The 26,280-nt window shown below is 64.6% G+C and carries 33 protein-coding genes and 1 tRNA gene; 25 read left to right on the plus strand and 9 right to left on the minus strand.

Annotated features, from left to right (window positions below):
* Positions 1–15: 15 nt before the first annotated feature.
* Entirely contained in the window at positions 16–780 is a 765-nt protein-coding gene (locus U5N23_RS02425) for a DeoR/GlpR family DNA-binding transcription regulator (protein WP_057203952.1), read from the minus strand.
* 202 nt (positions 781–982) lie between these two features.
* Here U5N23_RS02425 and U5N23_RS02430 point away from each other — a divergent pair, with 202 nt between their 5' ends.
* The 25 genes from U5N23_RS02430 to U5N23_RS02550 all read left to right on the plus strand — a co-directional run bounded on the left by U5N23_RS02430 (position 983) and on the right by U5N23_RS02550 (position 17,945).
* Entirely contained in the window at positions 983–2,059 is a 1,077-nt protein-coding gene (locus U5N23_RS02430; protein WP_322591279.1) for an ABC transporter ATP-binding protein, read from the plus strand.
* Between the two features lies 1 nt (position 2,060).
* Complete coding sequence (locus U5N23_RS02435) at positions 2,061–3,152, plus strand: ABC transporter ATP-binding protein (protein WP_322591280.1); 1,092 nt, start codon at positions 2,061–2,063, stop codon at positions 3,150–3,152.
* Positions 3,149–4,045: a carbohydrate ABC transporter permease gene (locus U5N23_RS02440; RefSeq protein ID WP_057203955.1), complete on the plus strand. Its 897-nt coding sequence runs from the start codon at positions 3,149–3,151 to the stop codon at positions 4,043–4,045. The genes U5N23_RS02435 and U5N23_RS02440 overlap by 4 nt, the downstream gene beginning before the upstream one ends.
* Positions 4,038–4,850 carry a carbohydrate ABC transporter permease gene (locus U5N23_RS02445; RefSeq protein WP_322591281.1) on the plus strand — a complete coding sequence of 271 codons (813 nt, stop codon included), beginning with the start codon at positions 4,038–4,040 and terminating at the stop codon, positions 4,848–4,850. Before U5N23_RS02440 ends, U5N23_RS02445 begins: the two co-directional genes overlap by 8 nt.
* A gap of 12 nt (positions 4,851–4,862) precedes the next feature.
* Entirely contained in the window at positions 4,863–5,171 is a 309-nt protein-coding gene (locus tag U5N23_RS02450) for a DUF2160 domain-containing protein (protein WP_322591282.1), read from the plus strand.
* A 99-nt stretch (positions 5,172–5,270) separates the two neighbouring features.
* Complete coding sequence (locus U5N23_RS02455; protein WP_322591283.1) at positions 5,271–7,001, plus strand: ABC transporter substrate-binding protein; 1,731 nt, start codon at positions 5,271–5,273, stop codon at positions 6,999–7,001.
* Positions 7,002–7,174: 173 nt separating this feature from the next.
* Complete coding sequence (locus U5N23_RS02460) at positions 7,175–8,767, plus strand: glycerol-3-phosphate dehydrogenase/oxidase (protein WP_322591284.1); 1,593 nt, start codon at positions 7,175–7,177, stop codon at positions 8,765–8,767.
* 194 nt (positions 8,768–8,961) lie between these two features.
* Positions 8,962–9,330 (plus strand): 50S ribosomal protein L14, encoded by a 369-nt coding sequence (rplN, locus tag U5N23_RS02465; RefSeq protein ID WP_007861702.1) that lies wholly within the window; start codon positions 8,962–8,964, stop codon positions 9,328–9,330.
* A gap of 9 nt (positions 9,331–9,339) precedes the next feature.
* Positions 9,340–9,660, plus strand: coding sequence for a 50S ribosomal protein L24 (rplX, locus tag U5N23_RS02470; RefSeq protein WP_322591285.1), 321 nt, complete (start codon positions 9,340–9,342; stop codon positions 9,658–9,660).
* 9 nt (positions 9,661–9,669) lie between these two features.
* Positions 9,670–10,209: a 50S ribosomal protein L5 gene (rplE, locus tag U5N23_RS02475; RefSeq protein WP_005793632.1), complete on the plus strand. Its 540-nt coding sequence runs from the start codon at positions 9,670–9,672 to the stop codon at positions 10,207–10,209.
* Between the two features lie 8 nt (positions 10,210–10,217).
* Entirely contained in the window at positions 10,218–10,523 is a 306-nt protein-coding gene (gene rpsN / locus U5N23_RS02480; protein ID WP_007861712.1) for a 30S ribosomal protein S14, read from the plus strand.
* Between the two features lie 20 nt (positions 10,524–10,543).
* A complete protein-coding gene (gene rpsH / locus U5N23_RS02485) occupies positions 10,544–10,939 on the plus strand; it encodes a 30S ribosomal protein S8 (RefSeq protein ID WP_007861717.1) in 396 nt (131 codons plus the stop codon).
* Between the two features lie 25 nt (positions 10,940–10,964).
* Positions 10,965–11,498: a 50S ribosomal protein L6 gene (gene rplF, locus U5N23_RS02490; RefSeq protein WP_322591286.1), complete on the plus strand. Its 534-nt coding sequence runs from the start codon at positions 10,965–10,967 to the stop codon at positions 11,496–11,498.
* Positions 11,499–11,509: 11 nt separating this feature from the next.
* A complete protein-coding gene (gene rplR, locus U5N23_RS02495; protein ID WP_007861721.1) occupies positions 11,510–11,875 on the plus strand; it encodes a 50S ribosomal protein L18 in 366 nt (121 codons plus the stop codon).
* Between the two features lie 17 nt (positions 11,876–11,892).
* A complete protein-coding gene (gene rpsE, locus U5N23_RS02500) occupies positions 11,893–12,411 on the plus strand; it encodes a 30S ribosomal protein S5 (protein WP_007861723.1) in 519 nt (172 codons plus the stop codon).
* A gap of 13 nt (positions 12,412–12,424) precedes the next feature.
* Complete coding sequence (rpmD, locus tag U5N23_RS02505) at positions 12,425–12,607, plus strand: 50S ribosomal protein L30 (protein ID WP_007861725.1); 183 nt, start codon at positions 12,425–12,427, stop codon at positions 12,605–12,607.
* 10 nt (positions 12,608–12,617) lie between these two features.
* Positions 12,618–13,049 (plus strand): 50S ribosomal protein L15, encoded by a 432-nt coding sequence (gene rplO, locus U5N23_RS02510; protein ID WP_322591287.1) that lies wholly within the window; start codon positions 12,618–12,620, stop codon positions 13,047–13,049.
* Between the two features lie 24 nt (positions 13,050–13,073).
* Positions 13,074–14,393 (plus strand): preprotein translocase subunit SecY, encoded by a 1,320-nt coding sequence (secY, locus tag U5N23_RS02515; protein WP_322591288.1) that lies wholly within the window; start codon positions 13,074–13,076, stop codon positions 14,391–14,393.
* Positions 14,394–14,540: 147 nt separating this feature from the next.
* Positions 14,541–14,654 (plus strand): 50S ribosomal protein L36, encoded by a 114-nt coding sequence (gene rpmJ / locus U5N23_RS02520; protein ID WP_005793651.1) that lies wholly within the window; start codon positions 14,541–14,543, stop codon positions 14,652–14,654.
* Between the two features lie 23 nt (positions 14,655–14,677).
* On the plus strand, positions 14,678–15,043 hold the full coding sequence (gene rpsM, locus U5N23_RS02525) for a 30S ribosomal protein S13 (RefSeq protein ID WP_035206424.1): 366 nt from the start codon (positions 14,678–14,680) through the stop codon (positions 15,041–15,043).
* 18 nt (positions 15,044–15,061) lie between these two features.
* Positions 15,062–15,466: a 30S ribosomal protein S11 gene (gene rpsK / locus U5N23_RS02530; RefSeq protein ID WP_005793662.1), complete on the plus strand. Its 405-nt coding sequence runs from the start codon at positions 15,062–15,064 to the stop codon at positions 15,464–15,466.
* 90 nt (positions 15,467–15,556) lie between these two features.
* Positions 15,557–16,180 (plus strand): 30S ribosomal protein S4, encoded by a 624-nt coding sequence (gene rpsD, locus U5N23_RS02535; RefSeq protein ID WP_322591289.1) that lies wholly within the window; start codon positions 15,557–15,559, stop codon positions 16,178–16,180.
* Positions 16,181–16,296: 116 nt separating this feature from the next.
* Complete coding sequence (locus tag U5N23_RS02540; protein ID WP_007861735.1) at positions 16,297–17,289, plus strand: DNA-directed RNA polymerase subunit alpha; 993 nt, start codon at positions 16,297–16,299, stop codon at positions 17,287–17,289.
* A 160-nt stretch (positions 17,290–17,449) separates the two neighbouring features.
* The gene (rplQ, locus tag U5N23_RS02545; RefSeq protein WP_145697098.1) at positions 17,450–17,848 is read left to right on the plus strand and encodes a 50S ribosomal protein L17; all 399 of its coding nucleotides are present in this window, start codon (positions 17,450–17,452) and stop codon (positions 17,846–17,848) included.
* A gap of 20 nt (positions 17,849–17,868) precedes the next feature.
* Positions 17,869–17,945 (plus strand) — tRNA-Met (locus U5N23_RS02550).
* 102 nt (positions 17,946–18,047) lie between these two features.
* On the opposite strand, the gene U5N23_RS02555 is transcribed toward U5N23_RS02550, so the two are convergent.
* The 8 genes from U5N23_RS02555 to U5N23_RS02590 all read right to left on the minus strand — a co-directional run bounded on the left by U5N23_RS02555 (position 18,048) and on the right by U5N23_RS02590 (position 26,260).
* The gene (locus U5N23_RS02555; RefSeq protein ID WP_184860283.1) at positions 18,048–18,443 is read right to left on the minus strand and encodes a tautomerase family protein; all 396 of its coding nucleotides are present in this window, start codon (positions 18,441–18,443) and stop codon (positions 18,048–18,050) included.
* Positions 18,444–18,569: 126 nt separating this feature from the next.
* Positions 18,570–20,039, minus strand: coding sequence for a D-aminoacylase (locus tag U5N23_RS02560; RefSeq protein ID WP_322591290.1), 1,470 nt, complete (start codon positions 20,037–20,039; stop codon positions 18,570–18,572).
* A complete protein-coding gene (locus tag U5N23_RS02565; protein WP_322591291.1) occupies positions 20,039–21,004 on the minus strand; it encodes a MurR/RpiR family transcriptional regulator in 966 nt (321 codons plus the stop codon). Before U5N23_RS02565 ends, U5N23_RS02560 begins: the two co-directional genes overlap by 1 nt.
* 15 nt (positions 21,005–21,019) lie before the next feature.
* Entirely contained in the window at positions 21,020–22,300 is a 1,281-nt protein-coding gene (locus U5N23_RS02570) for an amino acid deaminase (protein WP_322591292.1), read from the minus strand.
* Between the two features lie 41 nt (positions 22,301–22,341).
* Positions 22,342–23,319 (minus strand): oligopeptide/dipeptide ABC transporter ATP-binding protein, encoded by a 978-nt coding sequence (locus U5N23_RS02575; RefSeq protein WP_322591293.1) that lies wholly within the window; start codon positions 23,317–23,319, stop codon positions 22,342–22,344.
* Positions 23,316–24,380, minus strand: coding sequence for an ABC transporter ATP-binding protein (locus U5N23_RS02580; protein ID WP_322591294.1), 1,065 nt, complete (start codon positions 24,378–24,380; stop codon positions 23,316–23,318). Before U5N23_RS02580 ends, U5N23_RS02575 begins: the two co-directional genes overlap by 4 nt.
* A 61-nt stretch (positions 24,381–24,441) precedes the next feature.
* Positions 24,442–25,311 carry an ABC transporter permease gene (locus U5N23_RS02585; protein ID WP_057203979.1) on the minus strand — a complete coding sequence of 290 codons (870 nt, stop codon included), beginning with the start codon at positions 25,309–25,311 and terminating at the stop codon, positions 24,442–24,444.
* Between the two features lies 1 nt (position 25,312).
* Positions 25,313–26,260 (minus strand): ABC transporter permease, encoded by a 948-nt coding sequence (locus U5N23_RS02590; protein WP_322591295.1) that lies wholly within the window; start codon positions 26,258–26,260, stop codon positions 25,313–25,315.
* Positions 26,261–26,280: the final 20 nt, after the last annotated feature.

A 26,280-nucleotide genomic window follows, 5' to 3' on the forward strand; every position in this document is an offset into this window, starting at 1 on the left:
GCAAACAAGGATAAGTCAGGCAGCCACGGTGCAGATCACCTCGGCGTCCTGGAGCAGTACAGGGAAGGGCTCGGGCGGCGGCGCATCGGTGAACAGCCGGTCGATCTGCTGCAAGGTGGCCAGCTGCACCATGGCCGGGCGATTGAATTTGCTCTGGTCGGCCGCCAGCCAGACCTCGCGCGACTGGGCAATGATGGTCTGGGCCACCTTCACCTCGCGGTAGTCGAAATCGCGCAGCGAACCATCGGGCTCGATGCCCGAGATACCGATGAGCGCGATGTCGACGCGGAACTGGCGGATGAAGTCCACCGCTGCCTCGCCCACGATGCCGCGGTCGCGTGTGCGCACCACACCGCCGGCCACGATCACCTCGCACTCGGGGTTGCCGCTCAGGATGGCGGCCACGTTCAGGTTGTTGGTGATCACGCGCAGGCCGCGGTGGTGCAGCAGCGCCTTGGCGATGGCTTCGGTGGTGGTGCCGATGTTCAGGATCAGCGAGCAGTCGTTGGGCACCTGTTCGGCCACGGCGCGTGCAATGCGCGCCTTGCCCTCGGCGTGCAGGGTTTCGCGCTGCGTGTGGGCCAGGTTCTCTACCGTGGAGCTGGGCACGCGCACGCCGCCATGGAAGCGCGTGAGCAGGCCCGATTCGGCCAGGCGCTGCACGTCGCGGCGCACCGTCTGCAAGGTCACGCCCAGGGTGTCGGCCAGCTGTTCGACGCTGGCGGACTTGCGTGCGCGCACTTCTTCAAGGAGCAGTAGTTGTCGGGGATTGGTGTTCACGCGAATGGATCAGCAAGAAGGACGCCAGTGGTGGATGTACTTTAAATGGAACAAAAAGGAACCCATTAAGGGTAAACCTTGATTTGAAACGATCACAAAAGAACAAGAATGAACGTAATCGAAAACAAACGACCGCTGTGCGCCTGCGCCGGCGGTTTGGCACAACAGGCCCTCTGAGGGGCCCTACGGAAAGGCATGCGTGATGCAGCTGGCACTGGACAGCATCAGCAAGAGGGTGGGGGCGCAGACCTGGCTCCATGACATGAGCATGGCGCTGCACAGCGGCGCCGTGACGGTGCTGCTGGGCGCCACGCAAGCCGGCAAGACCAGCCTGATGCGCATCATGGCCGGGCTCGACACGCCCACCGCCGGCAGCGTGCGGGTGGACGGTGCGGACGTGACCGGCGTGCCGGTGCGCGAGCGCAACGTGGCCATGGTCTACCAGCAGTTCATCAACTACCCCTCGATGAAGGTGGCCGACAACATCGCCTCGCCGCTCAAGCTGCGCGGCGAAAAGAACATCGACGCCCGGGTGCGCGAGATCGCCGCCCGCCTGCACATCGAGATGTTCCTCGACCGCTACCCGGCCGAACTCTCGGGCGGCCAGCAGCAGCGTGTGGCGCTGGCGCGGGCCCTGGCCAAGGGTGCGCCGCTGATGCTGCTCGACGAGCCGCTGGTGAACTTGGACTACAAGCTGCGCGAGGAACTGCGCGAAGAGCTCACCCAGTTGTTCGCTGCCGGCCAGTCCACCGTGGTGTATGCCACCACCGAGCCGGGCGAGGCCCTGCTGCTGGGTGGCTACACCGCCGTGCTCGACGAAGGCCGCCTGCTGCAGTACGGCCCCACGGCCGAGGTGTTCCATGCGCCCAACTCGCTGCGCGTGGCGCGTGCCTTCAGCGACCCGCCGATGAACCTGATCGCGGCCACCGTGGCCGCGCAAGGCGTGCAATTGCAAGGCGGAGCCACGCTGTCCATCCCGCTGCCAGAGGGTACGGGGGCCGGCGCCGTCACCGTCGGCGTGCGCGCCAGCGCCCTGCGCGTGCAGGCCCGCCCTGGCGACGTGAGCGTGAACGGCACGGTGGAGCTGGCCGAAATTTCGGGGTCCGACACCTTCGTGCACGCGTCCACCCCCTGGGGCGACCTGGTGGCGCAGCTCACCGGGGTGCATTACTTTGAACTGGGCACGCCCCTGGCTTTGCACCTGGACCCGGCGCAGGCCTATGTGTTCGGCGCCGACGGCGCGCTGGTGTGGGCGCCCGCGCGCCTGGGAGGGCGTTGAAATGGCACGTATCAGCCTGGACCTGGCGCACTCGTACAAGCCCAAGCCCCAGCAGGACAGCGACTACGCCCTGATGCCTCTGAAGATGGAGTTCGAGGACGGCGGCGCCTACGCGCTGCTCGGCCCCTCGGGCTGCGGCAAGACGACCATGCTCAACATCATGTCGGGCCTGCTCGTGCCCTCGCATGGCAAGGTGCTGTTCGATGGCCGCGATGTGACGCGCGCCAGCCCGCAGGAGCGCAATATCGCCCAGGTGTTCCAGTTCCCCGTGATCTACGACACCATGACGGTGGCCGAGAACCTGGCCTTCCCGCTGCGCAACCGCAAGGTGCCCGCAGACCAGATCAAACAGCGTGTGGGCGCCATCGCCGAGATGCTCGAGATGAGCGGTCAGCTCAACCAGCGCGCGGCGGGCCTGGCGGCCGATGCCAAGCAGAAGATCTCGCTGGGCCGCGGCCTGGTGCGCTCGGACGTGGCGGCCGTGCTGTTCGACGAACCGCTCACGGTGATCGACCCGCACCTCAAATGGCAGCTGCGCCGCAAGCTCAAGCAGATCCACCACGAGCTCAAGCTGACCCTGATCTATGTGACGCACGATCAGGTCGAGGCGCTGACCTTTGCCGACCAGGTGGTGGTGATGACGCGCGGCCGCGCCGTGCAGGTGGGCTCGGCCGATGCGCTGTTCGAGCGCCCCGCGCACGTGTTCGTGGGCCATTTCATCGGCTCGCCGGGCATGAATTTCCTGCCCGCGCAGCGCGATGGCGCGAACCTCTCGGTGGCCGGACACCGCCTGGCAAGTCCCGTGGGCCGCACCCTGCCCGAAGGTGCCCTGCAGGTGGGCATACGGCCGGAGTACCTGGTCCTTGCCGAGCCGCAGCAGACCGGCGCCCTGCCTTGCACGGTGGTGCAGGTGCAGGACATCGGCACCTACCTGATGCTCACCGCCAAGGTGGGCGAGCACACGCTCAAGGCGCGCTTTGCGCCCGAGACCCGTTTGCCGTCGACCGGCGACACGGCATGGCTGCAGGTGCTGGGAACGCACACCTGCTTCTACCAGAACGAACAATTGCTGGCTGCGGAGGTCACCCCATGAGCACCACGACCAAGCCGGTGAACCAGAAGGCCTGGTTCCTGATCCTGCCGGTCATCATCTGCGTGGCCTTCTCGGCCATCCTGCCGCTGATGACGGTGGTGAACTACTCGGTGCAGGACATCATCTCGCCCGAGCGGCGCGTGTTCGTCGGCACCGAATGGTTTGCAGCCGTGATGCGCGACGAAGAGTTGCACGCCGCGCTGTGGCGCCAGATCACCTTCTCGCTGGCGGTGCTGGCGGTGGAGATTCCACTGGGCATCATGCTCGCGCTGTCCATGCCCGCGCAGGGCTGGAAGTCCTCGGCCGTGCTGGTGGTGGTGGCCCTGTCGCTGCTGATCCCCTGGAACGTGGTGGGCACCATCTGGCAGATCTACGGCCGGGCCGACATCGGGCTCATGGGCCGCATGCTGCAGGAGATCGGCATCGAGTACAGCTACACCGGCAATGCCACGCAGGCCTGGCTCACGGTGCTGCTGATGGACGTGTGGCACTGGACGCCGCTGGTGGCGCTGCTCGCCTTCGCCGGCCTGCGCTCCATCCCCGACGCCTACTACCAGGCCGCCCGCATCGACGGGGCCAGCAAGTTCGCCGTGTTCCGCTACATCCAGCTGCCCAAGATGCGCGGGGTGCTGATGATCGCGGTGCTGCTGCGCTTCATGGACAGTTTCATGATCTACACCGAGCCCTTCGTGCTCACGGGCGGCGGGCCGGGCAACGCCACCACCTTCCTGAGCCAGTACCTGACGACGAAGGCCGTGGGCCAGTTCGACCTGGGCCCCGCCGCAGCGTTCTCGCTGATCTATTTCTTCATCATCCTGCTCTTGTGCTTCATCCTCTACAACTGGATGCAGCGCGTGGGCACCGCCAGCAACGAAGGGGCCGGCCATGAATGAAAAACGCTTTCAGAAGCGGTCGCTGTTCCTGATCGCCTATCTGATTTTCGCCGTGTTGCCCATCTACTGGATGATCAACATGAGCTTCAAGACGAACGCGGAGATCCTCTCCACGTTCTCGTTCTTCCCCCAGCACTTCACCTGGGACAACTACAAGACCATCTTCACCGATGAGTCCTGGTACTCGGGCTACATCAACAGCCTGATCTACGTGGGCATCAACACGGTGATCTCGCTCACCGTGGCGCTGCCGGCGGCCTATGCCTTCTCGCGCTACCAGTTCATGGGCGACAAGCATGTGTTCTTCTGGCTGCTGACCAACCGCATGACGCCGCCGGCCGTGTTCCTGCTGCCGTTCTTTCAGCTGTACACCACGGTGGGCCTGATGGACACGCACATCGCCGTGGCGCTGGCGCACCTCTTGTTCAACGTGCCGCTGGCGGTGTGGATCCTGGAGGGCTTCATGAGCGGCATCCCGCGCGAGATCGACGAGACGGCCTACATCGACGGCTACAGCTTCCCGCGCTTTTTCGTGACCATCTTCCTGCCGCTGATCAAGGCCGGCGTGGGCGTGGCGGCGTTCTTCTGCTTCATGTTCAGCTGGGTCGAGCTGCTGCTGGCGCGCACGCTGACCAGCGTGAACGCCAAGCCCATCGTGGCCACCATGACGCGCACCGTGAGCGCCTCGGGCATGGACTGGGCGACGCTGGCCGCGGCCGGCGTGCTGACCATCGTGCCGGGCGCCATCGTGATCTGGTTTGTGCGGCACTACATCGCGAAGGGTTTCGCGATGGGCCGGGTGTAAGGAGGTATCGACATGTTCGAGTGGATGGCCTGGACCCTGCCGGTGGCGGTGTTCTTCGTGTGCATCGTGCTGATGCTGGTGGGCATGGCGGTGTGGGAGGTGAAATCCCCCACCACCCTGCGCAAGGGCTTCCTGCCCCTGGAAACCACGCGCGGCGACCGCCTGTTCATCGGGCTGCTGTCGGCGGCCTATGTGAACCTGATCTTCGTGGGCGTGAGCGGCAAGCTCGCGCAGTGGTTCGAGCTGGGTGAAGACCCCTCGATCTGGTTCAGCTTCGTGCTGTCCATGCTGCTGCTCGGCCTGGTCATGCGCAAGGGCTGAGGCACCCGCAAATGTTCCCGTCGCGCGGCTCAACCCTTCCCCGGAGCCGGGCGACCCTTGTGTATCCAATGGGGAGATGACTATGAGGAGACAGGCACTATGAAGACGCGGTATACAGCGCTGGCACTGGCGGTAGCAGTCGTGACCGGGCAGTCGGCCATGGCGGGCGAGGCCGAAGCCAAGAAGTGGGTCGACAGCGAGTTCCAGCCTTCCACGCTGAGCAAGGACCAGCAGATGGCCGAGATGAAGTGGTTCATCGAGGCGGCCAAGAAGCTCCAGGGCAAGGGTGTCAAGGAGATATCCGTGGTCTCCGAGACCATCACCACCCACGAATACGAATCCAAGACCCTGGCCAAGGCCTTCGAGGAAATCACCGGCATCAAGGTCAAGCACGACCTGATCCAGGAAGGCGACGTGGTCGAGAAGCTGCAGACCTCGATGCAGTCGGGCAAGTCGATCTACGACGGCTGGATCTCGGACTCGGACCTGATCGGTACCCACTACCGCTACGGCAAGATGATGAACCTGACCGACTACATGGCTGGCGCGGGCAAGGAGTTCACCAACCCCGGCCTGGACATCAAGGACTTCATCGGCACCAAGTTCACCACGGCGCCCGATGGCAAGCTCTACCAGTTGCCCGACCAGCAGTTCGCCAACCTCTACTGGTTCCGCGCCGACCTGTTCGACCGCAAGGACATCAAGGACAAGTTCAAGGCCAAGTACGGCTACGACCTGGGCGTGCCGCTCAACTGGAGCGCCTACGAGGACATCGCCGAGTTCTTCACCAACGACGTGAAGAACATCGATGGCAAGCCGATCTATGGCCACATGGACTACGGCAAGAAGGACCCGTCGCTGGGCTGGCGCTTCACCGATGCCTGGCTGTCCATGGCCGGCACGGCCGACATCGGCGCGCCCAATGGCCTGCCGATCGATGAATGGGGCATCCGCGTGGCCGACGACAAGTGCACGCCCGTGGGCGCCTCGGTGGCCCGCGGTGGCGCGACCAACTCGCCCGCCGCCGTCTATGCGCTGACCAAGTACGTGGACTGGATGAAGAAGTACGCGCCCAAGGAAGCCACGGGCATGACCTTCGGCGAAGCCGGCCCCGTGCCGGCCCAGGGCCAGATCGCGCAGCAGATCTTCTGGTACACCGCCTTCACGGCCGACATGGTCAAGCCCGGCCTGCCCGTGGTGAACGCCGACGGCACGCCCAAGTGGCGCATGGCGCCCGGCCCGAACGGCCCGTACTGGAAGCAGGGCATGCAGAACGGCTACCAGGACGTGGGTTCGTGGTCCTTCTTCAAGGGCCATGACGCCAACAAGACGGCAGCTGCCTGGCTCTATGCCCAGTTCGTGACGGCCAAGACCACCTCGCTCAAGAAGACCCTGGTGGGCCTGACCCCGATCCGCGAAAGCGACATCCAGTCCAAGGCCATGACGGACGCCGCGCCCAAGCTCGGCGGCCTGGTGGAGTTCTACCGCAGCCCGGCCCGCGTGGCCTGGTCGCCCACCGGCACCAACGTGCCCGACTACCCCAAGCTGGCCCAGCTGTGGTGGAAGAACGTGGCCCAGGCCGTCACGGGTGAAAAGACGCCCCAGGGCGCCATGGACACGCTGGCCGACGAGATGGACCAGGTGATGGCCCGCCTGGAGCGCGCCGGCATGGCCCACTGCGCACCCAAGCTCAACCCCAAGAGCGCGCCCACCAAGTGGCTGAGCGACAAGCAGGCCCCATGGGCCAAGCTGGCCAATGAGAAGCCCAAGGGCGAAACCATTGCCTACGACAAGCTGCTGCAGGCATGGAAGGACGGCAAGGCGCGCTGAGCGCCCAGGCTCCTGGCGGCCGGTCCTCTCTATTGATCCATAGACAGCCGGTCGCCATTTCTTCCCTCCACACCCGCGGCGCGGGAGGCCCACCAGGCCAATCCCGCCCCGCAGGTGTCAAGAATTCAGGGTTTACCCTAGCCCAACCCCGTGCCTGTGGACAATCAGCACCTATGACCCACGCTTTCGCTCCCCTGCCCACGCGGCGCTCCGACCTCCTTGACCGCCTTGCCGCGCCGCGCCAGTACGACCTGGCCGTGATCGGGGGTGGAGCGACGGGCCTCGGTGTGGCGCTGGACGCGGCGGCCCGGGGCTTCAGCGTGGTGCTGGTCGACTCGCACGATTTCGCCAAGGGCACCTCCTCGCGTGCCACCAAGCTGGTGCACGGAGGGGTGCGCTACCTGGCCCAGGGCAACATCGCGCTGGTGCGCGAGGCCCTGCACGAGCGCACCACGCTGCTCAACAACGCCCCCCACCTGGCCCAGCCCCTGGCCTTCGTGATGCCGTCCTACAAGGTGTGGGAGACGCCGTTCTATGGCATCGGCCTGATGATGTACGACGCCCTGGCCGGCAAGGCGGGCCTGGGGTCCACCCAGTTCCTGGGCCGCGCCAAGACGCTGCAATGCCTGCCCAATGCCCGCCAGGACGGGCTCAAGGGCGGCGTGAAGTACTGGGATGGCCAGTTCGACGACGCCCGTCTGGCCCTGGCCCTGGCCCGCACGGCCGCCGCCAAGGGGGCGCTGCTGGTCAACTACTGCCCGGCGACCTCCCTGGTCCATGACCACGGCAAGGTGGCGGGATTCGTCTGCGAAGACAGTGCCAGCGGCCGCCAGTTCGCCGTGCGCGCCAAGGCCGTGGTCAACGCCACCGGAGTCTGGGTCGATGCCCTGCGCCAGATGGACGGCGAGGCCATCGGCCGCCCGGTCAAGCCCATCGTGGCGCCCAGCCAGGGCGTGCACATCGTGGTGGACCGCGAGTTCCTGCCCTCCGACCATGCCCTGATGGTGCCCAAGACGGCCGACGGCCGGGTGCTGTTTGCCGTGCCATGGCTGGGCAAGCTCATCCTGGGCACCACCGACAGCCCGCGCCAGGACGTGGTGCGCGAACCCCTGGCCTTCAAGGAAGAGGTCGCCTTCATTCTCGACGAGGCGGCGCGCTACCTGACCCGGGCCCCCAAGGTGGCCGACATCCGCAGCATCTGGGTGGGCCTGCGCCCCCTGGTCAAGCCGCAGGACGACGACGGCGACAACACCAAGAAGATCAGCCGCGAGCACACCGTACTGGCCAGCCGCAGCGGTCTGGTGACGGTGACCGGGGGCAAATGGACCACCTACCGCGCCATGGCCGAGGATGTGTTGCAAAAATGCTTCACTGTGGGCTTGCTGCCGGAAAAGGCCGCCGGCGTGACCAACCGCCTGCCCCTCGTGGGCACGCCCGCCGAACCAGTGCGCCACCGCATCAGCGACGCCCAGGGACTGCATTCCTATGGCAGCGAAGCCGCCATGGTGCGGGAGTTGCGGGGTGCCAGCGTGGACCTGGGCGGCGGGCTGACAGAGGCCATGGTGCGCTTTGCCGCGCGCCACGAGTACGCCTGCACGGTCGAAGACGTCTTGGCGCGCCGCTCGCGCATGTTGTTCCTGGACGCCCGCCAGGCCATCGCCACCGCCCCCCTGGTGGCAGCCCTGCTGCAGGAGGAACTGGGCACCGACCCCCAGCTGGATGCGTTTTTGTTGCTCGCCGAGCAATATTTGCATGCGCCCTTGTGATAGGCACTTGACTTCGCTTCTTGCCTTTGCAATAATAGAGGGCTTCGCGTTTCCTGCGTGAAGTTTCTGCCCAGCGGGAAGTGCTGCAAATGGTTTGCGGTGCGGACGACGGGCCCAAGACTGACTGGCTGATCTGCAGCCCTTGAGAAGTTCTCTGGGGCCGTGGTCTTCTGGTGCAAGTTGGGAATATTGAAATGATCCAGACAGAATCTCGGTTAGAGGTTGCCGACAATACCGGCGCCAAGTCCGTCCTTTGCATCAAGGTGCTGGGTGGCTCGAAGCGTCGCTATGCAAGCGTTGGCGACATCATCAAAGTGAGCATCAAAGAAGCCGCTCCGCGTGGCCGCGTCAAAAAAGGCGAGGTTTACAGCGCAGTGGTCGTTCGCACCGCAAAGGGCATCCGCCGCGGTGACGGTTCGCTCGTCAAATTCGACGGCAACGCAGCAGTGTTGCTGAATGCAAAGTTGGAGCCTATCGGCACCCGCATCTTTGGACCCGTGACGCGTGAACTGCGTACCGAGAAGTTCATGAAGATCGTGTCCCTGGCTCCTGAAGTTCTCTAAGGACGCGCCATGAACAAGATTCGCAAGGGCGACGAAATCATCGTGCTGACCGGGCGCGACAAGGGCAAGCGCGGCACGGTGTCGCTGCGCAAGGATGACTCCTATCTGGTCATCGACGGCATCAACGTCGTCAAGAAGCACGCCAAGCCGAACCCCATGAAGGGTACGACGGGCGGCATCGTTGAAAAGTCCATGCCTATCCACCAGTCCAACGTAGCCATCTTCAATGCGGCTACCGGCAAGGCTGACCGTGTGGGCATCAAGGTGCAGGCAGACGGCGCACGCATTCGCGTGTTCAAGTCCAGCGGCGCTGAAATCAAGGTGGCCTAAGGGGCAAACATGGCACGACTCCAAGAAATCTACCGCGACAAGATCGCTCCCGAACTGACCAAGCAGTTCGGCTACACCTCGCCCATGCAGGTTCCCCGTCTGACCAAGATCACGCTCAACATGGGTGTGAGCGAGGCAGTCTCGGACAAGAAGGTGATGGACAACGCCGTGGCGGACCTGACCAAGATTGCTGGTCAGAAGCCCGTGGTGACCAAGGCCAAGAAGGCTATCGCCGGTTTCAAGATCCGCGAAGGCCAGGCCATCGGTTGCATGGTCACGCTGCGTGGCGTGCAGATGTATGAGTTCCTGGACCGTTTCGTGACCGTGGCTCTGCCCCGCGTTCGTGACTTCCGTGGTATCTCCGGTCGCGCTTTCGACGGCCGTGGCAACTACAACATCGGCGTCAAGGAACAGATCATTTTCCCTGAAATCGAGTACGACAAGGTCGATGCCTTGCGCGGTCTCAATATCAGCATCACCACGACGGCCAAGTCCGACGAAGAAGCCAAGGCGCTTCTCGCCGGTTTCCGTTTCCCGTTCAAGAACTGAGGCAGGGTATGGCTAAAGTAGCTTTGATCCAGCGCGAACTGAAGCGCGAAAAACTGGCCGCCAAGTACGCAACGAAGTATGCGGAACTGAAGGCGATTGCCGGTGACGCCAAGCGCAGCGACGAAGAGCGTGATGCAGCCCGCCTGGGCCTGCAGAAGCTCCCCCGCAATGCGAACCCCACGCGCCAGCGCAACCGTTGCGAAATCACCGGTCGCCCACGCGGTACCTTCCGTCAATTCGGTCTGGCCCGCGCCAAGATCCGTGAACTGGCTTTTGCAGGCGACATCCCCGGTGTCACCAAGGCCAGCTGGTAAGCAGGCAGGAGAATTACAACATGAGCATGAGTGATCCTATCGCTGACTTGCTGACCCGCATCCGTAATGCACAGATGGTCGCCAAGGCCACGGTTCTGGTGCCTTCTTCCAAAGTGAAGATTGCCATCGCCCAGGTGCTGAAGGACGAGGGTTATATCGACGGATTCCAGGTCAAGACCGAATCCGGCAAGTCCGAACTCGAAATCTCCCTGAAGTACTACGCTGGTCGTCCGGTGATTGAGCGCATCGAGCGCGTCAGCCGCCCTGGCCTGCGTGTGTACAAGGGCCATGATTCCATTCCACAAGTCATGAACGGTCTGGGTGTGGCAATTGTCACGACGCCCAAGGGCGTGATGACCGATCGCAAGGCGCGCGCTACCGGTGTCGGTGGCGAAGTGCTCTGCTACGTGGCCTAACCCGCGGCATTGAGGAGAAACTGAAATGTCCCGAGTAGGAAAAATGCCCGTGACCATCCCCGCAGGCGTGGATGTGTCCGTTAAAGATGACCAGATCTCCGTCAAGGGGACTGGTGGTTCGCTGTCGCTGGCGCAGAACGTGCTGGTGAAGGTGTCGAGCAACGACGGCAAGCTCAGCTTCGAGCCCGTCAACGACTCCCGCGAAGCCAATGCCATGAGCGGTACGATCCGCCAGCTGGTCAACAACATGGTTGTTGGCGTGAGCAAGGGCTTCGAGAAGAAGCTGACCCTGATCGGCGTGGGCTACAAGGCCGCCGCATCCGGTGCCAAGCTCAACCTGGCTGTCGGTTACTCGCACCCCGTCAACGTCGAGATGCCTGCTGGCATCACGGTGGCCACCCCCACGCCCACGGAAGTGGTCGTGAAGGGCGCCGACCGCCAACGTGTTGGCCAAATTGCCGCTGAGATCCGTGCTGTTCGTCCACCCGAGCCCTACAAGGGCAAGGGCATCCGCTATGCGGACGAGAAGATCACGATCAAAGAGACCAAGAAGAAGTAAGGAGCTGCAACATGTTGACCAAGAAAGAGCAGCGTCTTCGTCGTTCGCGCCAGACCCGCATCCGCATTGCACAGCAAGGCGTGGCCCGTCTGACCGTGAACCGCACGAATCTCCATATCTACGCCAGCGTCATCTCCGGCGACGGCAGCAAGGTGTTGGCCAGTGCCTCCACCGCAGAAGCCGACGTCCGCAAGGAACTCGGTGGTTCGGGCAAGGGTGGCAATGCCGCCGCGGCCACGGCCATCGGCAAGCGCATTGCTGAAAAGGCAAAGGCAGCTGGCGTCGAGAAGGTTGCATTTGATCGCTCAGGCTTTGCGTACCACGGTCGCGTCAAGGCTTTGGCCGACGCAGCCCGTGAAGCTGGCCTGCAGTTCTAAGCGGAGCGGAATACAAAATGGCTAAATTTCAACCCAAAGTGCAAGACGAAGGTCGTGACGACGGTCTGCGCGAAAAAATGATCGCGGTCAACCGCGTGACCAAAGTCGTGAAGGGCGGCCGTATCCTCGGTTTCGCTGCACTGACTGTGGTCGGCGACGGTGATGGCCGCGTGGGCATGGGCAAGGGCAAGTCCAAGGAAGTGCCTGCTGCAGTGCAAAAGGCAATGGAAGAAGCGCGCCGCAACATGGTGAAGGTCTCGCTGAAGAACGGCACGATCTTCCACAATGTGACCGGCCACCACGGCGCTGCCGTTGTGATGATGGCTCCCGCTCCCAAGGGTACCGGTATCATCGCCGGCGGCCCGATGCGCGCTGTCTTCGAAGTGCTGGGCGTGACCGACATCGTGGCCAAGAGCCATGGTTCGTCCAATCCCTACAACATGGTCCGCGCCACTTTTGACGCCCTGGTGAACTCCACGACGCCTTCGCAAGTGGCAGCCAAGCGCGGCAAAGCGGTCGAAGACATCTTCGCCTGATTGGAAGCTGTAAATGACTACGCAACAAACCGTCAAGATTCAACTGGTGCGCAGCCCTATCGGCACCAAGGAATCGCACCGCGCCACCGTCCGTGGCCTGGGTCTGCGCAAGCTGAACAGCGTCAGCGAACTGCAGGACTCGCCCGAAGTGCGCGGCATGATTAACAAGATCAGCTATCTGGTCAAAGTCCTCTGAGAGATAGATCATGGAACTCAATAGCATCAAGCCCGCAGACGGCGCCAAGCATGCCAAGCGCCGTGTAGGCCGCGGTATCGGCTCCGGCCTGGGCAAGACCGCTGGCCGTGGTCACAAGGGTCAGAAGTCCCGCGCAGGCGGCTACCACAAGGTGGGTTTCGAAGGCGGTCAAATGCCTTTGCAACGTCGCCTGCCAAAGCGCGGCTTCAAGTCGCACCTGCTGAAGTTCAACGCCGAAGTCACGCTGACCGATCTGGACAAGCTGGGCCTGGCCGAAGTGGACGTGCTTGCCCTCAAGCAAGCCGGCCTGATCGGCGAGCTGGCCAAGGTGGTCAAGGTCATCAAGAGCGGCGCTCTGTCCAAGGCTGTCAAGCTGACGGGCGTGGGCGCTACCGCAGGTGCCAAGGCGGCTATCGAAGCTGCTGGCGGCAGCCTGGCCTGATTTTGGTTCTGAAAGAAGGTACCTGTGGCTACTAGCGCGGCTCAAATTGCAAAAACCGGCAAGTTCGGCGACCTGCGTCGTCGCCTGGTTTTTCTGTTGCTTGCGCTGGTCGTGTACCGCATCGGGGCGCATATCCCCGTGCCCGGTATCGACCCAGCCCAACTTCAGCAGCTTTTCAGCGGCCAGCAAGGCGGCATCCTGAACCTGTTCAACATGTTCTCGGGTGGAGCGCTCTCGCGCTTTACCGTCTTTGCACTGGGGATCATGCCGTACATCTCGGCATCGATCATCATGCAACTGATGACCTACGTGGTCCCGACGTTTGAGCAGCTGAAGAAGGAAGGCGAGTCCGGTCGCAGGAAGATCACCCAGTACACGCGCTACGGCACGCTGGGCCTGGCCATTTTCCAGTCGCTCGGCATTGCCGTGGCACTGGAGAGCTCGGCCGGCCTGGTGCTGAGCCCCGGCATGGGCTTTCGCATCACGGCCATGGTCAGCCTGACGGCTGGCACCATGTTCCTGATGTGGCTCGGTGAGCAGATCACGGAACGTGGTCTTGGCAACGGCATCTCGATCCTGATCTTTGCAGGTATCGCAGCCGGTCTGCCAAGCTCCATCGGTGGCCTGCTGGAGCTGGTGCGCACGGGTGCGATGAGCATCCTGGCAGCCATCTTCATCGTGCTGGTGGTCGCTGCGGTGACCTACTTCGTGGTGTTCGTGGAACGTGGCCAGCGCAAGATCCTTGTGAACTATGCGCGCCGGCAGGTGGGGAACAAGGTCTATGGTGGACAATCGTCGCACCTGCCCTTGAAGCTGAACATGGCAGGTGTGATTCCTCCCATCTTCGCGTCGTCCATCATCCTGCTGCCAGCCACCGTGGTGAACTGGTTCAGTGCCGGGGAGTCGATGCGCTGGTTGCGCGACATCTCCGCCGCCCTGACGCCTGGTCAGCCGGTGTATGTGATGTTCTATGCTGCTGCGATCATCTTCTTCTGCTTCTTCTACACGGCGCTGGTCTTCAACAGCCGTGAAACGGCAGACAACCTGAAGAAGAGCGGTGCGTTCATTCCCGGGATCCGTCCTGGTGAACAGACGGCCCGTTATATCGACAAGATTCTTGTGCGACTGACACTGGCGGGGGCGGTTTACATCACCTTCGTCTGCCTGCTGCCCGAGTTCTTGATCCTGAAGTACAACGTACCGTTTTACTTTGGTGGAACTTCGCTGTTGATCATTGTGGTGGTGACCATGGACTTCATGGCCCAGGTCCAGAACTACATGATGTCGCAACAGTATGAGTCGCTGCTCAAGAAAGCCAATTTCAAAGGCAATCAAGGCGGTTGACGGGTTGGAAGGGTCTGGGCGCTCAGAGTGCCTGGTCCCCGAAAGCAAGGTTTAGGTTAGTTGGCGCCCCACGATTTTGTAGCGGGCACAAAAATTGTGTTCCGTGCAAGACAGCCGGGACGGATGGAAAAGTTTTAGGAGAATGCAATGAGAGTTTCGGCTTCGGTCAAAAAAATCTGCCGCAACTGCAAGATCATCCGCCGCAAGGGTGTGGTGCGCGTGATCTGCACGGATCTGCGTCACAAGCAGCGCCAGGGTTGATTGGAAAGTATTAGAGGACGCATATGGCACGTATCGCTGGCATCAACATTCCGCCCCACAAGCACGCGGAAATCGGTTTGACCTCCATTTTTGGAATTGGTCGCACACGCGCTCGCAAGATTTGCGAAGCCACCGGCATCGCTTACTCCAAGAAGATCAAGGATCTGACGGACAGCGACCTGGAAAAAATTCGCGAACAGATCGAGCAATTCACCATTGAAGGTGATCTGCGCCGCGAAACCACCATGAACATCAAGCGTTTGATGGACATTGGCTGCTACCGTGGTTTCCGCCATCGTCGTGGTCTGCCGATGCGTGGTCAGCGTACCCGTACCAATGCACGCACCCGCAAGGGCCCGCGCAAGGGTGCTGCTGCACTGAAGAAATAAAGAGATTGAAAGATCAATATGGCCAAGTCTCCAGCCAATAACGCAGCACAGCGCGTTCGCAAGAAGGTTCGCAAGAACGTGTCGGACGGCATTGCCCACGTGCATGCTTCGTTCAACAACACGATCATCACGATCACGGACCGCCAGGGCAATGCCCTGTCGTGGGCCTCGTCGGGTGGCCAGGGCTTCAAGGGCTCGCGCAAGTCCACGCCTTTCGCAGCCCAGGTGGCTTCGGAAGTGGCTGGCCGCGCCGCCATCGACCAAGGCATCAAGAACCTGGACGTCGAGATCAAGGGCCCCGGTCCTGGTCGCGAATCCTCGGTCCGTGCACTGGGTGCCCTGGGCATCCGCATCACGTCGATCTCCGACGTGACGCCGGTCCCGCACAACGGCTGCCGCCCTCAAAAGCGCCGTCGTATCTAATTTTCACAAGCCCACCGCCGCCTGCGTACGCGAGAGCGACACAGGCGGCTCCCGCAATGGTTTGCGGTAGATGACATAAAGGAAGTTCAAGTGGCACGTTACCTCGGCCCCAAGGCCAAACTCTCCCGCCGTGAAGGCACCGACCTGTTCCTCAAGAGCGCACGCCGCTCCATTGCGGACAAGTGCAAGTTCGACTCCAAGCCTGGTCAGCACGGCCGCACCTCCGGTGCCCGCACGTCCGACTACGGCCTGCAGCTGCGCGAAAAGCAGAAGGTCAAGCGCATGTACGGCATTCTGGAAAAGCAGTTCCGCCGCTACTTCGAGACCGCTGACAGCCGCAAGGGCAACACCGGTGCCAACCTGCTGTTCCTGCTGGAATCGCGCCTGGACAACGTCGTGTACCGCATGGGCTTCGGCTCCACGCGTGCAGAAGCCCGCCAGCTGGTGTCGCATTGCGCCATCACGGTGAATGGCAAGCCGGTCAACATCCCTTCGTACCTGGTCAAGGTCGGTGATGTGGTCGCCGTGCGCGAAAAGTCCAAGAAGCAGAACCGCATCGTCGAAGCTCTGCAACTGGCTGCACAGGTCGGCATGCCCGCCTGGGTGGACGTCAATGCCGACAAGGCAGAAGGCGTGTTCAAGAAGGTGCCTGACCGCGACGAGTTCGGTGCCGACATCAACGAATCGCTGATCGTTGAGTTGTACTCGCGCTAATCGCTAGTTCGAATCACATTTCGAAAAAACCGTACCTGAACCGCGAGGCATCGCGGTTTAGGCGCTTCACCAGCCTTACCGGTGTAACGAGCTGGGGGTATTGAGAGGAAGTCTGAATGCAAACCAATTTGCTGAAACCCAAGGCGATCAATGTCGAGCAGCTTGGCCACAACCGTGCCAAGGTCGCGCTGGAGCCGTTCGAGCGTGGCTACGGCCACACGCTGGGCAACGCCATTCGGCGCGTCCTGCTCTCGTCCATGGTGGGTTACGCAGCGACGGAAGTCACCATTGCAGGCGTTCTGCATGAGTACTCGTCCATCGATGGCGTCCAGGAAGATGTGGTCAACATCCTCTTGAACCTCAAGGGCGTGGTGTTCAAGCTGCACAACCGTGACGAAGTCACGCTGAGCCTGCGCAAGGATGGTGAAGGCGTGGTGACCGCGCGCGACATCCAGACGCCCCATGACGTCGAGATCGTCAACCCCGACCACGTGATCGCCACGCTGTCGGCCGGTGGCAAGCTGGACATGCAGATCAAGGTTGAAAAGGGCCGTGGCTACGTGCCGGGCAACCTGCGCCGCTATGCCGACGAATCGACCAAGTCGATTGGCCGCATCGTGCTGGACGCCTCGTTCTCCCCCGTGAAGCGCGTGAGCTACACCGTGGAAAGCGCCCGCGTGGAGCAGCGTACCGACCTGGACAAGCTGGTCGTCGAGATCGAGACCAACGGTGCCATCACGGCCGAAGACGCCGTGCGCGCATCGGCCAAGATCCTGGTGGAGCAGCTGGCTGTGTTCGCACAGCTGGAAGGTGGCGAGCTGGCTGCGTTCGACGCACCTGCAGGCCCACGCGGCAATGCCACGTTCGATCCGATCCTGCTGCGCCCTGTGGACGAGCTGGAACTGACCGTGCGTTCCGCCAACTGCCTGAAGGCCGAGAACATCTACTACATCGGTGACCTGATCCAGCGCACCGAGAACGAGCTGCTCAAGACGCCTAACCTGGGTCGCAAGTCGCTCAACGAAATCAAGGAAGTGCTCGCATCGCGTGGTCTCACGCTGGGCATGAAGCTTGAAAACTGGCCGCCAGCCGGTCTGGACAAGCGTTAATCAAAACCGCTATAATCCCAGGTTCCCCGAAAGAGGAACTCTGGGTCCCAGAGTCCTCCGCAAGGGGGACTTTTCGTTCCCCCCGAGGGACCAACAGTGCCTCGCGCAGTACCTGATACGGCTGCCCGATTAATTACATAGACAGTAGAAGGAAAGCACCATGCGCCACGGACACGGACTCCGCAAACTCAATCGCACCAGCTCGCACCGCCTTGCGATGCTGCAGAACATGATGAACTCGATCATCGAGCACGAAGTCATCAAGACCACCGTTCCCAAGGCCAAGGAACTGCGCCGCGTGATCGAACCCATGATCACCCTGGCCAAGGTCGACACCGTCGCCAACCGCCGCCTGGCTTTCAACCGCCTGCGCGACCGTGACAGCGTCACCAAGCTGTTCAACGACCTGGGCCCCCGCTTCAACGCGCGTCCTGGTGGCTACACCCGCATCCTGAAGATGGGTTTCCGCGTTGGCGACAATGCGCCCATGGCCCTGGTTGAATTGGTCGACCGTGCTGAAGAAAAAACTGAAAATTCTTCGGCCGCAGCCGCTGAATAAGGTATATAATTCAATCTTGCCGCGCGATGGAGCAGTCTGGTAGCTCGTTGGGCTCATAACCCAAAGGTCGGAGGTTCAAATCCTCCTCGCGCAACCAATATTGCAAAAAGCCCACTTTCGAGTGGGCTTTTTTGTTTCTGGGGTGATTCCTGCTCAGAACGCACCCGCGTGGAGGGGGCGGCACAAAGGCCGTTGATCGTCACTGGGGGTGCTGGTGGCGAAACTCCTGCGTCTTGCCCCCATAGCCATAGGCCGTGGCGCGCACGTCCTGCACGTAGATGTAGCTTTCCTCGTGCAATTCGCCCAGCAGCCCCTGGAATGCGGCGAACACCTCGGCGATGTAGCGTGCCTTCTCGGCCTTGGTGTTGGTCTCGTCCACGACCTTGATGTCGAGGTACACACTGCGCTTGCCCTGGGCGGCCAGGCTGCTGCCGCCCACGATCCAGTCCTCGGGATGCACATAGGAAACGGTCACTGCGGTGATCTTGGGGTTCTTGCCCAGGATGCGGGTGGTCAGGTCGAGCAGCGTGTCCGAGATGCGCTGTGACAGGGCGGCAGATCGCTCTGCAGAGACTTTGACGTTGATGATGGGCATGGAAAACTCCTTGTCAGTGGATGCGTTGGTAAGGTGCCTCCACTGTAGTTTTCAGCCCGATTTCCGGACACGGCGCTCGGCGGGAAGCGGCTTTGCAATGGCTGCAAAGCCCGCCTGGGGCAAGCCTCAGGCAGGCGTGGCCTGCCGGCGGATGAAGCGCCCGGCCCGTGCCCCAGTGGCGCGGCCGGCAGCGGTGTAGCTCAGCACGCCATTGACCCACACCAGCTCGATGCCTTCGCTGAACTGCACGGGTTGTTCGTAGCTCGCGGTATCGCGCACGCGCGCCGGATCGAACACCACCACGTCGGCCATGCACCCGGCCGCAAGCCGCCCGCGCTCGCCGATGCGAAAGCGCTGGGCCGACAGCCCGGTCATCTTGTGGACGGCCTCCTCCAGCCGCAGCAGGCCCTTTTCGCGCCAATAGCAGGCCAGCACACGCGGAAAGGCGCCCCACAGGCGCGGGTGTGGGCGTTCGTCATGCGGCAACCCGTCCGAGCCGATCATGGCCAGCGGGTGCGCAATCACCCGCTCCACATCGTCTTCGCGCATTTGGAAGTAGCACGCGCCGCCGGGCTGCAGCCGGTCGCATGCTGCCTGCTCGGTCATGTCCCACTCGCGCGCGATGTCCTTGAGGTAGCGGCCCACCATCTCCGGGTGGGGCTGGCTACCGGTGATCAGGATGTCGATCACGCCGTCCACCAGATCGGTGCGCAGCACCGTGGAGCCGGCGGTGTACGGGTACACATCCAGGCTGATGGGCTGGCCCTGGGCCAGTGATTCGATCAGCGGCAGCGTCTCGCGCGTGCGGCCCCAGTTGGCGGCGCCGGCGCACTTGTGGTGCGACAGCACCAGGGGCAGCCCGGCCTGGCGCGCGGTGAGCGCGGCCTCCTGCAGCGCCGGCAGGATGCCGGCGAGCTCGTCGCGGATATGGGTGGCGTAGACACCGCCATTGCGCGCGGCCACGCTGGCCAGTTCGGTCAGTTCCTGCAAGTCAGCCGCATAGGCCTCCTTGTAGAACACGCCGGACGACAGGCCCAGCGCGCCCGCATCCATGGCCTCCTGCATGTCGGCTGCCATGGCCGCGCGCTCGCTGGAGGTGGCGGCGCGGCCCAGCTCCGGCAGGTGGCGCATGCGCAAGGCCGTGTGGCCCAGCAGCGCGGCCACGTTCACGCCAGGCTGCGCTGCATCCACGGCGCGCGCATAGTCGGCCATGCGGGCGTGGCGGAACTGGCGCTTGCCCAGCAGCGACAGCGGCGCAGCCGGTGCGTCTGTCACCATGGGCGCCAGCGAGATGCCGCAGTTGCCCACGATCACCGTGGTCACGCCCTGCGACAGCTTGGGCAGCATGTCGGGCGCGTCGATGGCGGCGGCATCGTCGTGCGTGTGCACGTCGATGAAGCCGGGTGCGATCACGCGGTCCGTGCAGTCGATGGCCTGCACCGCCATGCCGGCGAACAAGGCCGGGTCGATGGCGCCGGGCGCGGCCAGCGCCACGATGCGCTCGCCCACCAGCAGCAGGTCGCCCACCCATCCGGGGCGGTCGGTGCCGTCGATGAGGGTTCCGTTCTTCAGCAGGGTCGCTTGCGTTGCAGCCATCAATTGTCTTTCTGTCCCGGCTTGGGCAGGCCCGGGACGGGGTCCATGGCGCCCGAATACTCGGCGCTGTCGAATCCGTGTTTGTGCAAAAGCTGCTTGAACTGCTGCAGTCCCCGGGTGGCCACCGGGCCCAGCTGCTGCGCCAGGCGCACCATCAGGATCTCGATCACCACCAGGTGCGCCAGGTAGGCCTCGGTGCCCACGCGCATCACCGCGTCCTGCGGCACCGAGACGGCGAGCACCAGGTCGGCCGTTTCGGCCAGCGGTGTGCCCGGCTGGGTCAGGGCGACCACGGTGGCGCCCTGCGAGCGCGCAAAGCGCGCCGCCTCCACTGTGTAGGGCATGCGCCCCACATGCGAGACCACGAAGGCCACACCCTCGGGCCCCAGCGTGCTGGCCGAGACCAGCTGCTGGTGCGCGTCGAAGATCGCGTTGGCCGTGAGGCCCAGGCGGAACAGCCGGCTCTGCAGCTCGCTGGCCGTGAAGGTCGATGCCGCGCCCACCGAATAGCAGTCGATGCGCCGCGCCTTGGCGAGTTTGGCGGCCACCTGGTCGATCACGTCCACGTCGATGCGCCGGCCCAGCTCGGTGAGCGAGGAGACGGCCGCGTGGATGATCTTGCTGGAGACATCCTGCGCCGTGTCATCGGCCAGCACGCTGCGGTGCAGGTACGAGCCCGAGACCGCCAGGTCCTGCGCCAGCGCCAGCATGAACTCGCGCACCGAGTCGTAGCCGAAGCTGCGGCAGGTGCGCACGATGGTCGGCATGGACACGCCCGCCTGCTGCGCCAGCTGCTCCACCGTGGCGGCCACGGCGGCACGCGGGTCTTCGAGCACGGCGCGCACCACGCTGCGCTGCGCTTCGGGCAGGCTGTCCAGCCGCTCGCGCAGCTGCTGCAGCAGTCCTGGCGTGGGGCTGGGCGGCTGGGTGGAGGACGATGGCGACGGAGGCAGGCTGCTGTTCATGCGCTTCTCCGCGTCTCAGAACCGGGTGCTGATGGCGCCCGTGATGGCGCCATCGTCTTCCACCAGTGGCATCCAGCGCCATTTGTCGAAGGTGGTGCAAGGGTGCGAAATGCCCAGCGCCACGCGGTCTCCCACGCGCGGGGTGTCGCCGTCGCCGGCCGCCGCATCGAAGCGCAGGTAGGCATGCTGGTCGTTGAGCGCGCTGACGCTCCAGCCGGCAGGCACGGCAGCCGCCGTGCGCTCGCCGCGCCGCGCCAGTTGCACGGGGATGGGCATCTCCAGGTCATAGGAAATGTCGCGGCGGCCGCAGGTCAGCAGGGCCAGGCCCGGCTCGGGCACCGACTGCACCATGGCCCAGACCGTGAGCGCCGGGCGCAGCGAGGCATCGAGCCCTTCGCGCTGCTCCACGTTCTTGAGAAAGCGCGCGTAGTTGCCGTGGTCGTGCGTCACGTAGCAGCCCGAGCGCAGCACGCCCTCCACCGGGCGCGACAGTCCCTGGGCCTGCAGCAGCGGCACCACCAGGTCGAACACGGCCGAGCCGCCGGCCGTGAGCAGGATGCGGTCCTGTGAGAACAGATGCTCTGCATCGCAGGCCCGCGCCACGTCCATCACGCGGCGCACCAGGGCGGTCACCTCGCGGGCGTCGTGCGGGTTGTCGCAGCGCGCCACGCCGCCTTCATAGCACTCGATGCCATCGAACTGCACGGCCTTCGAGGCCGCCAGCGCGCGCGCCAGGGCCAGTGCCTCGTCCAGCGTGCGGCAGCCGGTGCGCTGGCCGGGAATGCCCATCTCCAGCAGCACGTTGAACACCCGGGCACTGCCGCGGCGCTGCTTCCAGTCCTCCACCAGCGCGAGCTGCGCGAGCGAATCGACGAGGAACCAGACCGTGAGATCCGCGTGGCGCGCCAACAGCGCATCGAGCGCATCCAGGTCGGCGTCGCACACCACCTGGTTGGCGATGATGATCCGCCGCGCGCCGGCCTCCACCCCCACCGCGACCTGGAAGGCCGTGGCGAAGGTCAGGCCCCAGGCGCCGGCGGCCAGTTGCTGCGCGAAGAGTTCCGGCGACATGGTGGTCTTGCCGTGCGGCGCCAGGGCGATGCCCTTGCGCTCTGCAAAGTCCTGCATCCAGGCCAGGTTGTGCGCCAGCGCCGTGCGGCTGAGCACGGCGAGCGGAAACGCCAGGTCATCGGCCAGCACGTTCCAGCCGCGTGCGCCGATCTCACTGGCGCGGCAAGGCATCGCCGCGATGGGAAAGCTCTTGCAGGTGGCGTCCAGGGTGAAGTCAGTGGTCATGTTGTCTCTTGGTGTCGGGGTGGGCAGGCGGGCTGCGCAGGTCAGATATCGTCGCGCCAGCAGGCCTTCCAGTGGTCCGCGCCCACGGGGCGCAAGGCCATGTCGGCGCTGGCGCATTCGGCCACCGCATGCGGGCAGCGGGTGCGGAACACGCAGCCCGAGGGCGGATTGGCGGGGCTGGGCAGGTCGCCCTGCAGCAGGGGGATGGTACGCCGCTGCGCCGGGTCGGGGATGGGCGCCGCCGCGAGCAGGGCGCGCGTGTAGGGATGCGCGGGCTGCGCATACAGCGCGCTGGTGGGCGCGATCTCCATCACGCGGCCCAGGTAGAGCACCACCACGCGGTCGCACAGGTACTCCACCACATCGAGGTCGTGCGAGATGAACAGCAAGGTCAGGCCCAATTGCTCCTTGAGGTCGCCCAGCAGGTTCACCACCTGGGCCTGGATCGACACGTCCAGCGCCGACAGCGGCTCGTCCGCCACGATGAAGTTCGGCTGCACCGCCAGCGCGCGCGCAATGCCGATGCGCTGGCGCTGCCCGCCCGAGAACTCGTGCGGAAACCGGTCCGCATGCTCGGGCCTGAGGCCCACCTGCGTGAGCAGCTCGTGGATGCGCGGCAGGCGTGCCGCACCGCGCGCCTGCCGGTGCGTGTCCAGCGCCTCGCCCAGCACCTCGCGGATGCGCATGCGCGGGTTCAGGCTCGCATACGGGTCCTGGAAGATGATCTGGATCTTCGAGCGCAGCGGGCGGAACTGCCCCTGGCTCATTCCTGCCAGGTCCTGCCCACCGACGCCGTCGCCGTGGTACAGCATCTGGCCCGCCGTGGGGTCCACCAGGCGGGTGAGCAGGCGGCCAATGGTGCTCTTGCCCGAACCCGATTCGCCCACCAGGCCCAGCGTCTCTCCGCGCCGGATGGCAAAGCTCACGTCGTCCACCGCGCGCACCGGGTGCGGGCCGATGCCGAAGTACTTGCGCAGGCCACGCACTTCGATGAGGTTGTCGCTGGCAACGGCGTTCATGCTGCCACCTCTTCCATGGGCTGCTCATTCACACGGATGCAGCGCACCCGGCGGCTGGTGCCCGCGCTGTCTTCTTCGGACAGCACCGGCATGCGCGCATCGCAGGCCGCGATACGGCGCTCGCAGCGCGGCGCAAAGGCACAGCCCGGCGGCGGCGCAAGCGGGCTCGACACCTGGCCCGGAATGGCCACCAGGCGCGGCCGCTGCCCGGCCACCGCCACGGCATGGCGCCTGGCCACGCCGGGCAGGCAGGCCAGCAGGCCGCGTGTGTAGGGGTGCTCGGGTTGCGCAAAGAGGTCGTGCACGGGGGCCGACTCGACGATGCGGCCCGCATACATCACCGCCACCGCGTCGGCGTATTGCGCCACCACGCCCAGGTTGTGGGTGACGAAGAGCATGCTCATGCCCGTCTCCTTCTGCAGCCGGCCCATGAGCGCGAGGATCTGCGCCTGGATGGTCACGTCCAGCGCGGTGGTGGGCTCGTCGGCGATCAACAGTGTCGGGCTGCAGGCCATGGCCAGCGCAATCATCACGCGCTGGCGCATGCCGCCCGACAACTGGTGCGGGTACTCGCGCACGCGCTGTTTTGCGGCCGGTATCTCCACCAGCTCCAGCATGCGCTGCGCGTGGGCCATGGCGGCCTTGCGGTCGAGCTGGAGGTGCAGGCGCACCGATTCGGCAATCTGCTCGCCCACGGTGAGCACCGGGTTCAGGCTGGTCATGGGCTCCTGGAAGACCATCGCCATCTCGTTGCCGCGCAGCGCCCGGCGCTCGGCCTCGGGCAGGGCCAGCAGGTCCACGCGCTGGCCCCCCTTGCGCGTGAACCAGGCCTGGCCGGTCACCTGCGCTTGCGAGGTCTTGGCGTGCAGGCCCATCAGCGTGAGGCTGGTGACGGACTTGCCCGAGCCCGATTCGCCGACCAGCGCCAGCGTCTGGCCCGGGTGGATGGCAAAGGACACGTCGGCCACGCTCTGGATGCGGCCGGCGTCGGTGGCGAACGAGGTGGACAGGCCCTGCACTTCGAGCCGCGGGGCGGCCATGGCAGCCGTGTGGGTGGTCATGGAAATACCTTCGTAGCGCGCCCGGGGGCGGGCACTTGCGTGGGTGGGGCGAAAGCGGGGCTCACGAGGCTTTCTTGAGCTTGGGGTCGAGCAGGTCGCGCACGCCGTCGCCCAGCATCTGCAGCGACAGGGCGGTGAGCACGATGGCCAGGCCCGGGTAGAGAATGGTCCAGAACGCACGGTCGGCCGACTCCAGGCTGCCGGCGATCATGGTGCCCCAGGTGGGGATGTCCGGCGGCACGCCCACGCCCAGGAAGGACAGGCCGGCCTCGGCCAGGATGGCGTAGGCGAAGATGAAGGTCACCTGCACCAGGATGGGCGAGACCAGGTTGGGTAGGATGTGCCGCAGCAAGATGAGCGGCGTGCGCACGCCCAGGGCGCGTGCTGCGTCCACGAACAGCAGCTCGCGCAGCACCAAAGTGCTGGCCCGCACCACCCGCGCCACGCGCGGCGTGTAGACGATCACCAGCGCCAGCATCACGTTCCACAGCGAAGCGCCCAGGATGGACACCAGGGCGATGCCCAGCAGGATGTCGGGGAAGGACATCATCGCGTCCACCACGCGCATCAGCGGCGCATCGAGCCTGCGAAAGAAGCCCGCGAACATGCCCAGCAGCGTGCCGAACAGCACGGCTCCGGCAGCCGTGAGCCCGCCGATCAGCAGCGAGTAGCGCGCGCCGTGCACGATGCGCAGCATCACATCGCGCCCCAGCTCGTCGGTGCCGGCCCAGTGCGCGGCCGAGGGCGCGTTCAGCCGCTCGCTGATCGAGATGGCATTGGGGTCGGCATCCGACACCCAGGGGAACACGGTGGCCACGGCCACCACCAGCGCCAGCAGGATGGCCGAGGCCAGCACCACCTTGCGCGAGAACAGGCGGCGTGCCAGCGGCAGCCAGTAGTCCGTGAGATTGCGAATCAGGCGTTGCACCATGTCATTGGCCCTCTAGCCGGATGCGCGGGTCGACCAGCGTGTACAGGAAGTCGATGGCCAGGTTGATGAACACGTAGATCGCGGCGATCACCAGCAGCGTGCCCTGGATCACCGGGTAGTCGCGGCGCAGCACGGCGCGCACCACCAGGTTGCCCACCCCGGGCAGGTTGAACACGGTTTCGGTGACCACGGTGCCGCCGATCATCAGCGCCAGCGTCAGGCCCAGCACCGTGACGATGGGCACCAGCGCATTGCGCAGCACATGCTTGACCATCACCGTGCCCTCGGCCAGGCCCTTGGCGCGCGCGGTGCGCACGTAGTCCTCGCCCAGGATGTCGAGCATCGAAGCGCGCGTGAAGCGGATGATCAGCGCCGAGTTGAGCAGCCCCAGCACCAGCGCCGGCAACAGCAGGTGGGTCAATCTTTCCGCAAGCGGCGACTCCGGATTCCCATAGCCCGAGGCCGGGAACCAGCCGAGCTTGACCGCGAACAGCTGGATCAGGATCAGCCCGAGCCAGAAGCTGGGAACGCTGGCGCCCAGCATGGCCACACCGCTCAGTGCCTGGTCACCGGGGCTGCCGCGCCAGATGGCGGCGGCCATGCCGCAGGGGATGCCGATCAGCGCGGCGATGCCGACCGCGAACAGCGCCAGGAACAGCGTGGGCTCGGCGCGCTCCAGCAGTGCCTGCGCCACCGGGCGCTGCAGGAAGATCGACTGCCCCAGGTTGCCCTGCAGCAACTCGCCGATCCACAGCACGAACTGCGTGGGCAGGGGCTTGTCCAGTCCATACTGGATACGGGCCGCGGCGATGTCCTCGGCAGTGGCCTGCTCGCCCAGCAGCAGCGCCACCGGATCGCCCGAGGCCAGGCGCGTGAGGGCGAACACCAGCACCGCGACGAGGGCCAGCACCACCAGGGCGCCGCCCAGGCGGTTCATCAGAAAACGCATGGCAACGAACCTTGTGCGGT

Origin of the sequence: Acidovorax sp., from assembly GCF_034519795.1 — a bacterium.
Classification (GTDB): Bacteria; Pseudomonadota; Gammaproteobacteria; order Burkholderiales; family Burkholderiaceae_C; genus Acidovorax.

What these genes read in the sequence shown, in the direction of transcription:
- rpsK (WP_005793662.1), top strand. Translation starts at nt 15,062, where the DNA reads ATGGCCAAGTCTCCAGCCAATAACGCAGCACAGCGCGTTCGCAAGAAG.
- rplE (WP_005793632.1), top strand. Translation starts at nt 9,670, where the DNA reads ATGGCACGACTCCAAGAAATCTACCGCGACAAGATCGCTCCCGAACTG.
- U5N23_RS02585 (WP_057203979.1), bottom strand. Translation starts at nt 25,311, where the DNA reads ATGGTGCAACGCCTGATTCGCAATCTCACGGACTACTGGCTGCCGCTG.
- U5N23_RS02560 (WP_322591290.1), bottom strand. Translation starts at nt 20,039, where the DNA reads ATGGCTGCAACGCAAGCGACCCTGCTGAAGAACGGAACCCTCATCGAC.
- rpsH (WP_007861717.1), top strand. Translation starts at nt 10,544, where the DNA reads ATGAGCATGAGTGATCCTATCGCTGACTTGCTGACCCGCATCCGTAAT.
- rplX (WP_322591285.1), top strand. Translation starts at nt 9,340, where the DNA reads ATGAACAAGATTCGCAAGGGCGACGAAATCATCGTGCTGACCGGGCGC.
- rplN (WP_007861702.1), top strand. Translation starts at nt 8,962, where the DNA reads ATGATCCAGACAGAATCTCGGTTAGAGGTTGCCGACAATACCGGCGCC.
- rplR (WP_007861721.1), top strand. Translation starts at nt 11,510, where the DNA reads ATGTTGACCAAGAAAGAGCAGCGTCTTCGTCGTTCGCGCCAGACCCGC.
- U5N23_RS02430 (WP_322591279.1), top strand. Translation starts at nt 983, where the DNA reads ATGCAGCTGGCACTGGACAGCATCAGCAAGAGGGTGGGGGCGCAGACC.
- U5N23_RS02460 (WP_322591284.1), top strand. Translation starts at nt 7,175, where the DNA reads ATGACCCACGCTTTCGCTCCCCTGCCCACGCGGCGCTCCGACCTCCTT.
- U5N23_RS02455 (WP_322591283.1), top strand. Translation starts at nt 5,271, where the DNA reads ATGAAGACGCGGTATACAGCGCTGGCACTGGCGGTAGCAGTCGTGACC.
- rplF (WP_322591286.1), top strand. Translation starts at nt 10,965, where the DNA reads ATGTCCCGAGTAGGAAAAATGCCCGTGACCATCCCCGCAGGCGTGGAT.
- U5N23_RS02440 (WP_057203955.1), top strand. Translation starts at nt 3,149, where the DNA reads ATGAGCACCACGACCAAGCCGGTGAACCAGAAGGCCTGGTTCCTGATC.
- U5N23_RS02590 (WP_322591295.1), bottom strand. Translation starts at nt 26,260, where the DNA reads ATGCGTTTTCTGATGAACCGCCTGGGCGGCGCCCTGGTGGTGCTGGCC.
- U5N23_RS02540 (WP_007861735.1), top strand. Translation starts at nt 16,297, where the DNA reads ATGCAAACCAATTTGCTGAAACCCAAGGCGATCAATGTCGAGCAGCTT.
- rpsE (WP_007861723.1), top strand. Translation starts at nt 11,893, where the DNA reads ATGGCTAAATTTCAACCCAAAGTGCAAGACGAAGGTCGTGACGACGGT.
- U5N23_RS02575 (WP_322591293.1), bottom strand. Translation starts at nt 23,319, where the DNA reads ATGAACGCCGTTGCCAGCGACAACCTCATCGAAGTGCGTGGCCTGCGC.
- U5N23_RS02435 (WP_322591280.1), top strand. Translation starts at nt 2,061, where the DNA reads ATGGCACGTATCAGCCTGGACCTGGCGCACTCGTACAAGCCCAAGCCC.
- U5N23_RS02580 (WP_322591294.1), bottom strand. Translation starts at nt 24,380, where the DNA reads ATGACCACCCACACGGCTGCCATGGCCGCCCCGCGGCTCGAAGTGCAG.
- U5N23_RS02570 (WP_322591292.1), bottom strand. Translation starts at nt 22,300, where the DNA reads ATGACCACTGACTTCACCCTGGACGCCACCTGCAAGAGCTTTCCCATC.
- U5N23_RS02445 (WP_322591281.1), top strand. Translation starts at nt 4,038, where the DNA reads ATGAATGAAAAACGCTTTCAGAAGCGGTCGCTGTTCCTGATCGCCTAT.
- U5N23_RS02450 (WP_322591282.1), top strand. Translation starts at nt 4,863, where the DNA reads ATGTTCGAGTGGATGGCCTGGACCCTGCCGGTGGCGGTGTTCTTCGTG.
- rplO (WP_322591287.1), top strand. Translation starts at nt 12,618, where the DNA reads ATGGAACTCAATAGCATCAAGCCCGCAGACGGCGCCAAGCATGCCAAG.
- U5N23_RS02565 (WP_322591291.1), bottom strand. Translation starts at nt 21,004, where the DNA reads ATGAACAGCAGCCTGCCTCCGTCGCCATCGTCCTCCACCCAGCCGCCC.
- U5N23_RS02555 (WP_184860283.1), bottom strand. Translation starts at nt 18,443, where the DNA reads ATGCCCATCATCAACGTCAAAGTCTCTGCAGAGCGATCTGCCGCCCTG.
- rpsM (WP_035206424.1), top strand. Translation starts at nt 14,678, where the DNA reads ATGGCACGTATCGCTGGCATCAACATTCCGCCCCACAAGCACGCGGAA.
- rpsN (WP_007861712.1), top strand. Translation starts at nt 10,218, where the DNA reads ATGGCTAAAGTAGCTTTGATCCAGCGCGAACTGAAGCGCGAAAAACTG.
- rpmJ (WP_005793651.1), top strand. Translation starts at nt 14,541, where the DNA reads ATGAGAGTTTCGGCTTCGGTCAAAAAAATCTGCCGCAACTGCAAGATC.
- rpmD (WP_007861725.1), top strand. Translation starts at nt 12,425, where the DNA reads ATGACTACGCAACAAACCGTCAAGATTCAACTGGTGCGCAGCCCTATC.
- rplQ (WP_145697098.1), top strand. Translation starts at nt 17,450, where the DNA reads ATGCGCCACGGACACGGACTCCGCAAACTCAATCGCACCAGCTCGCAC.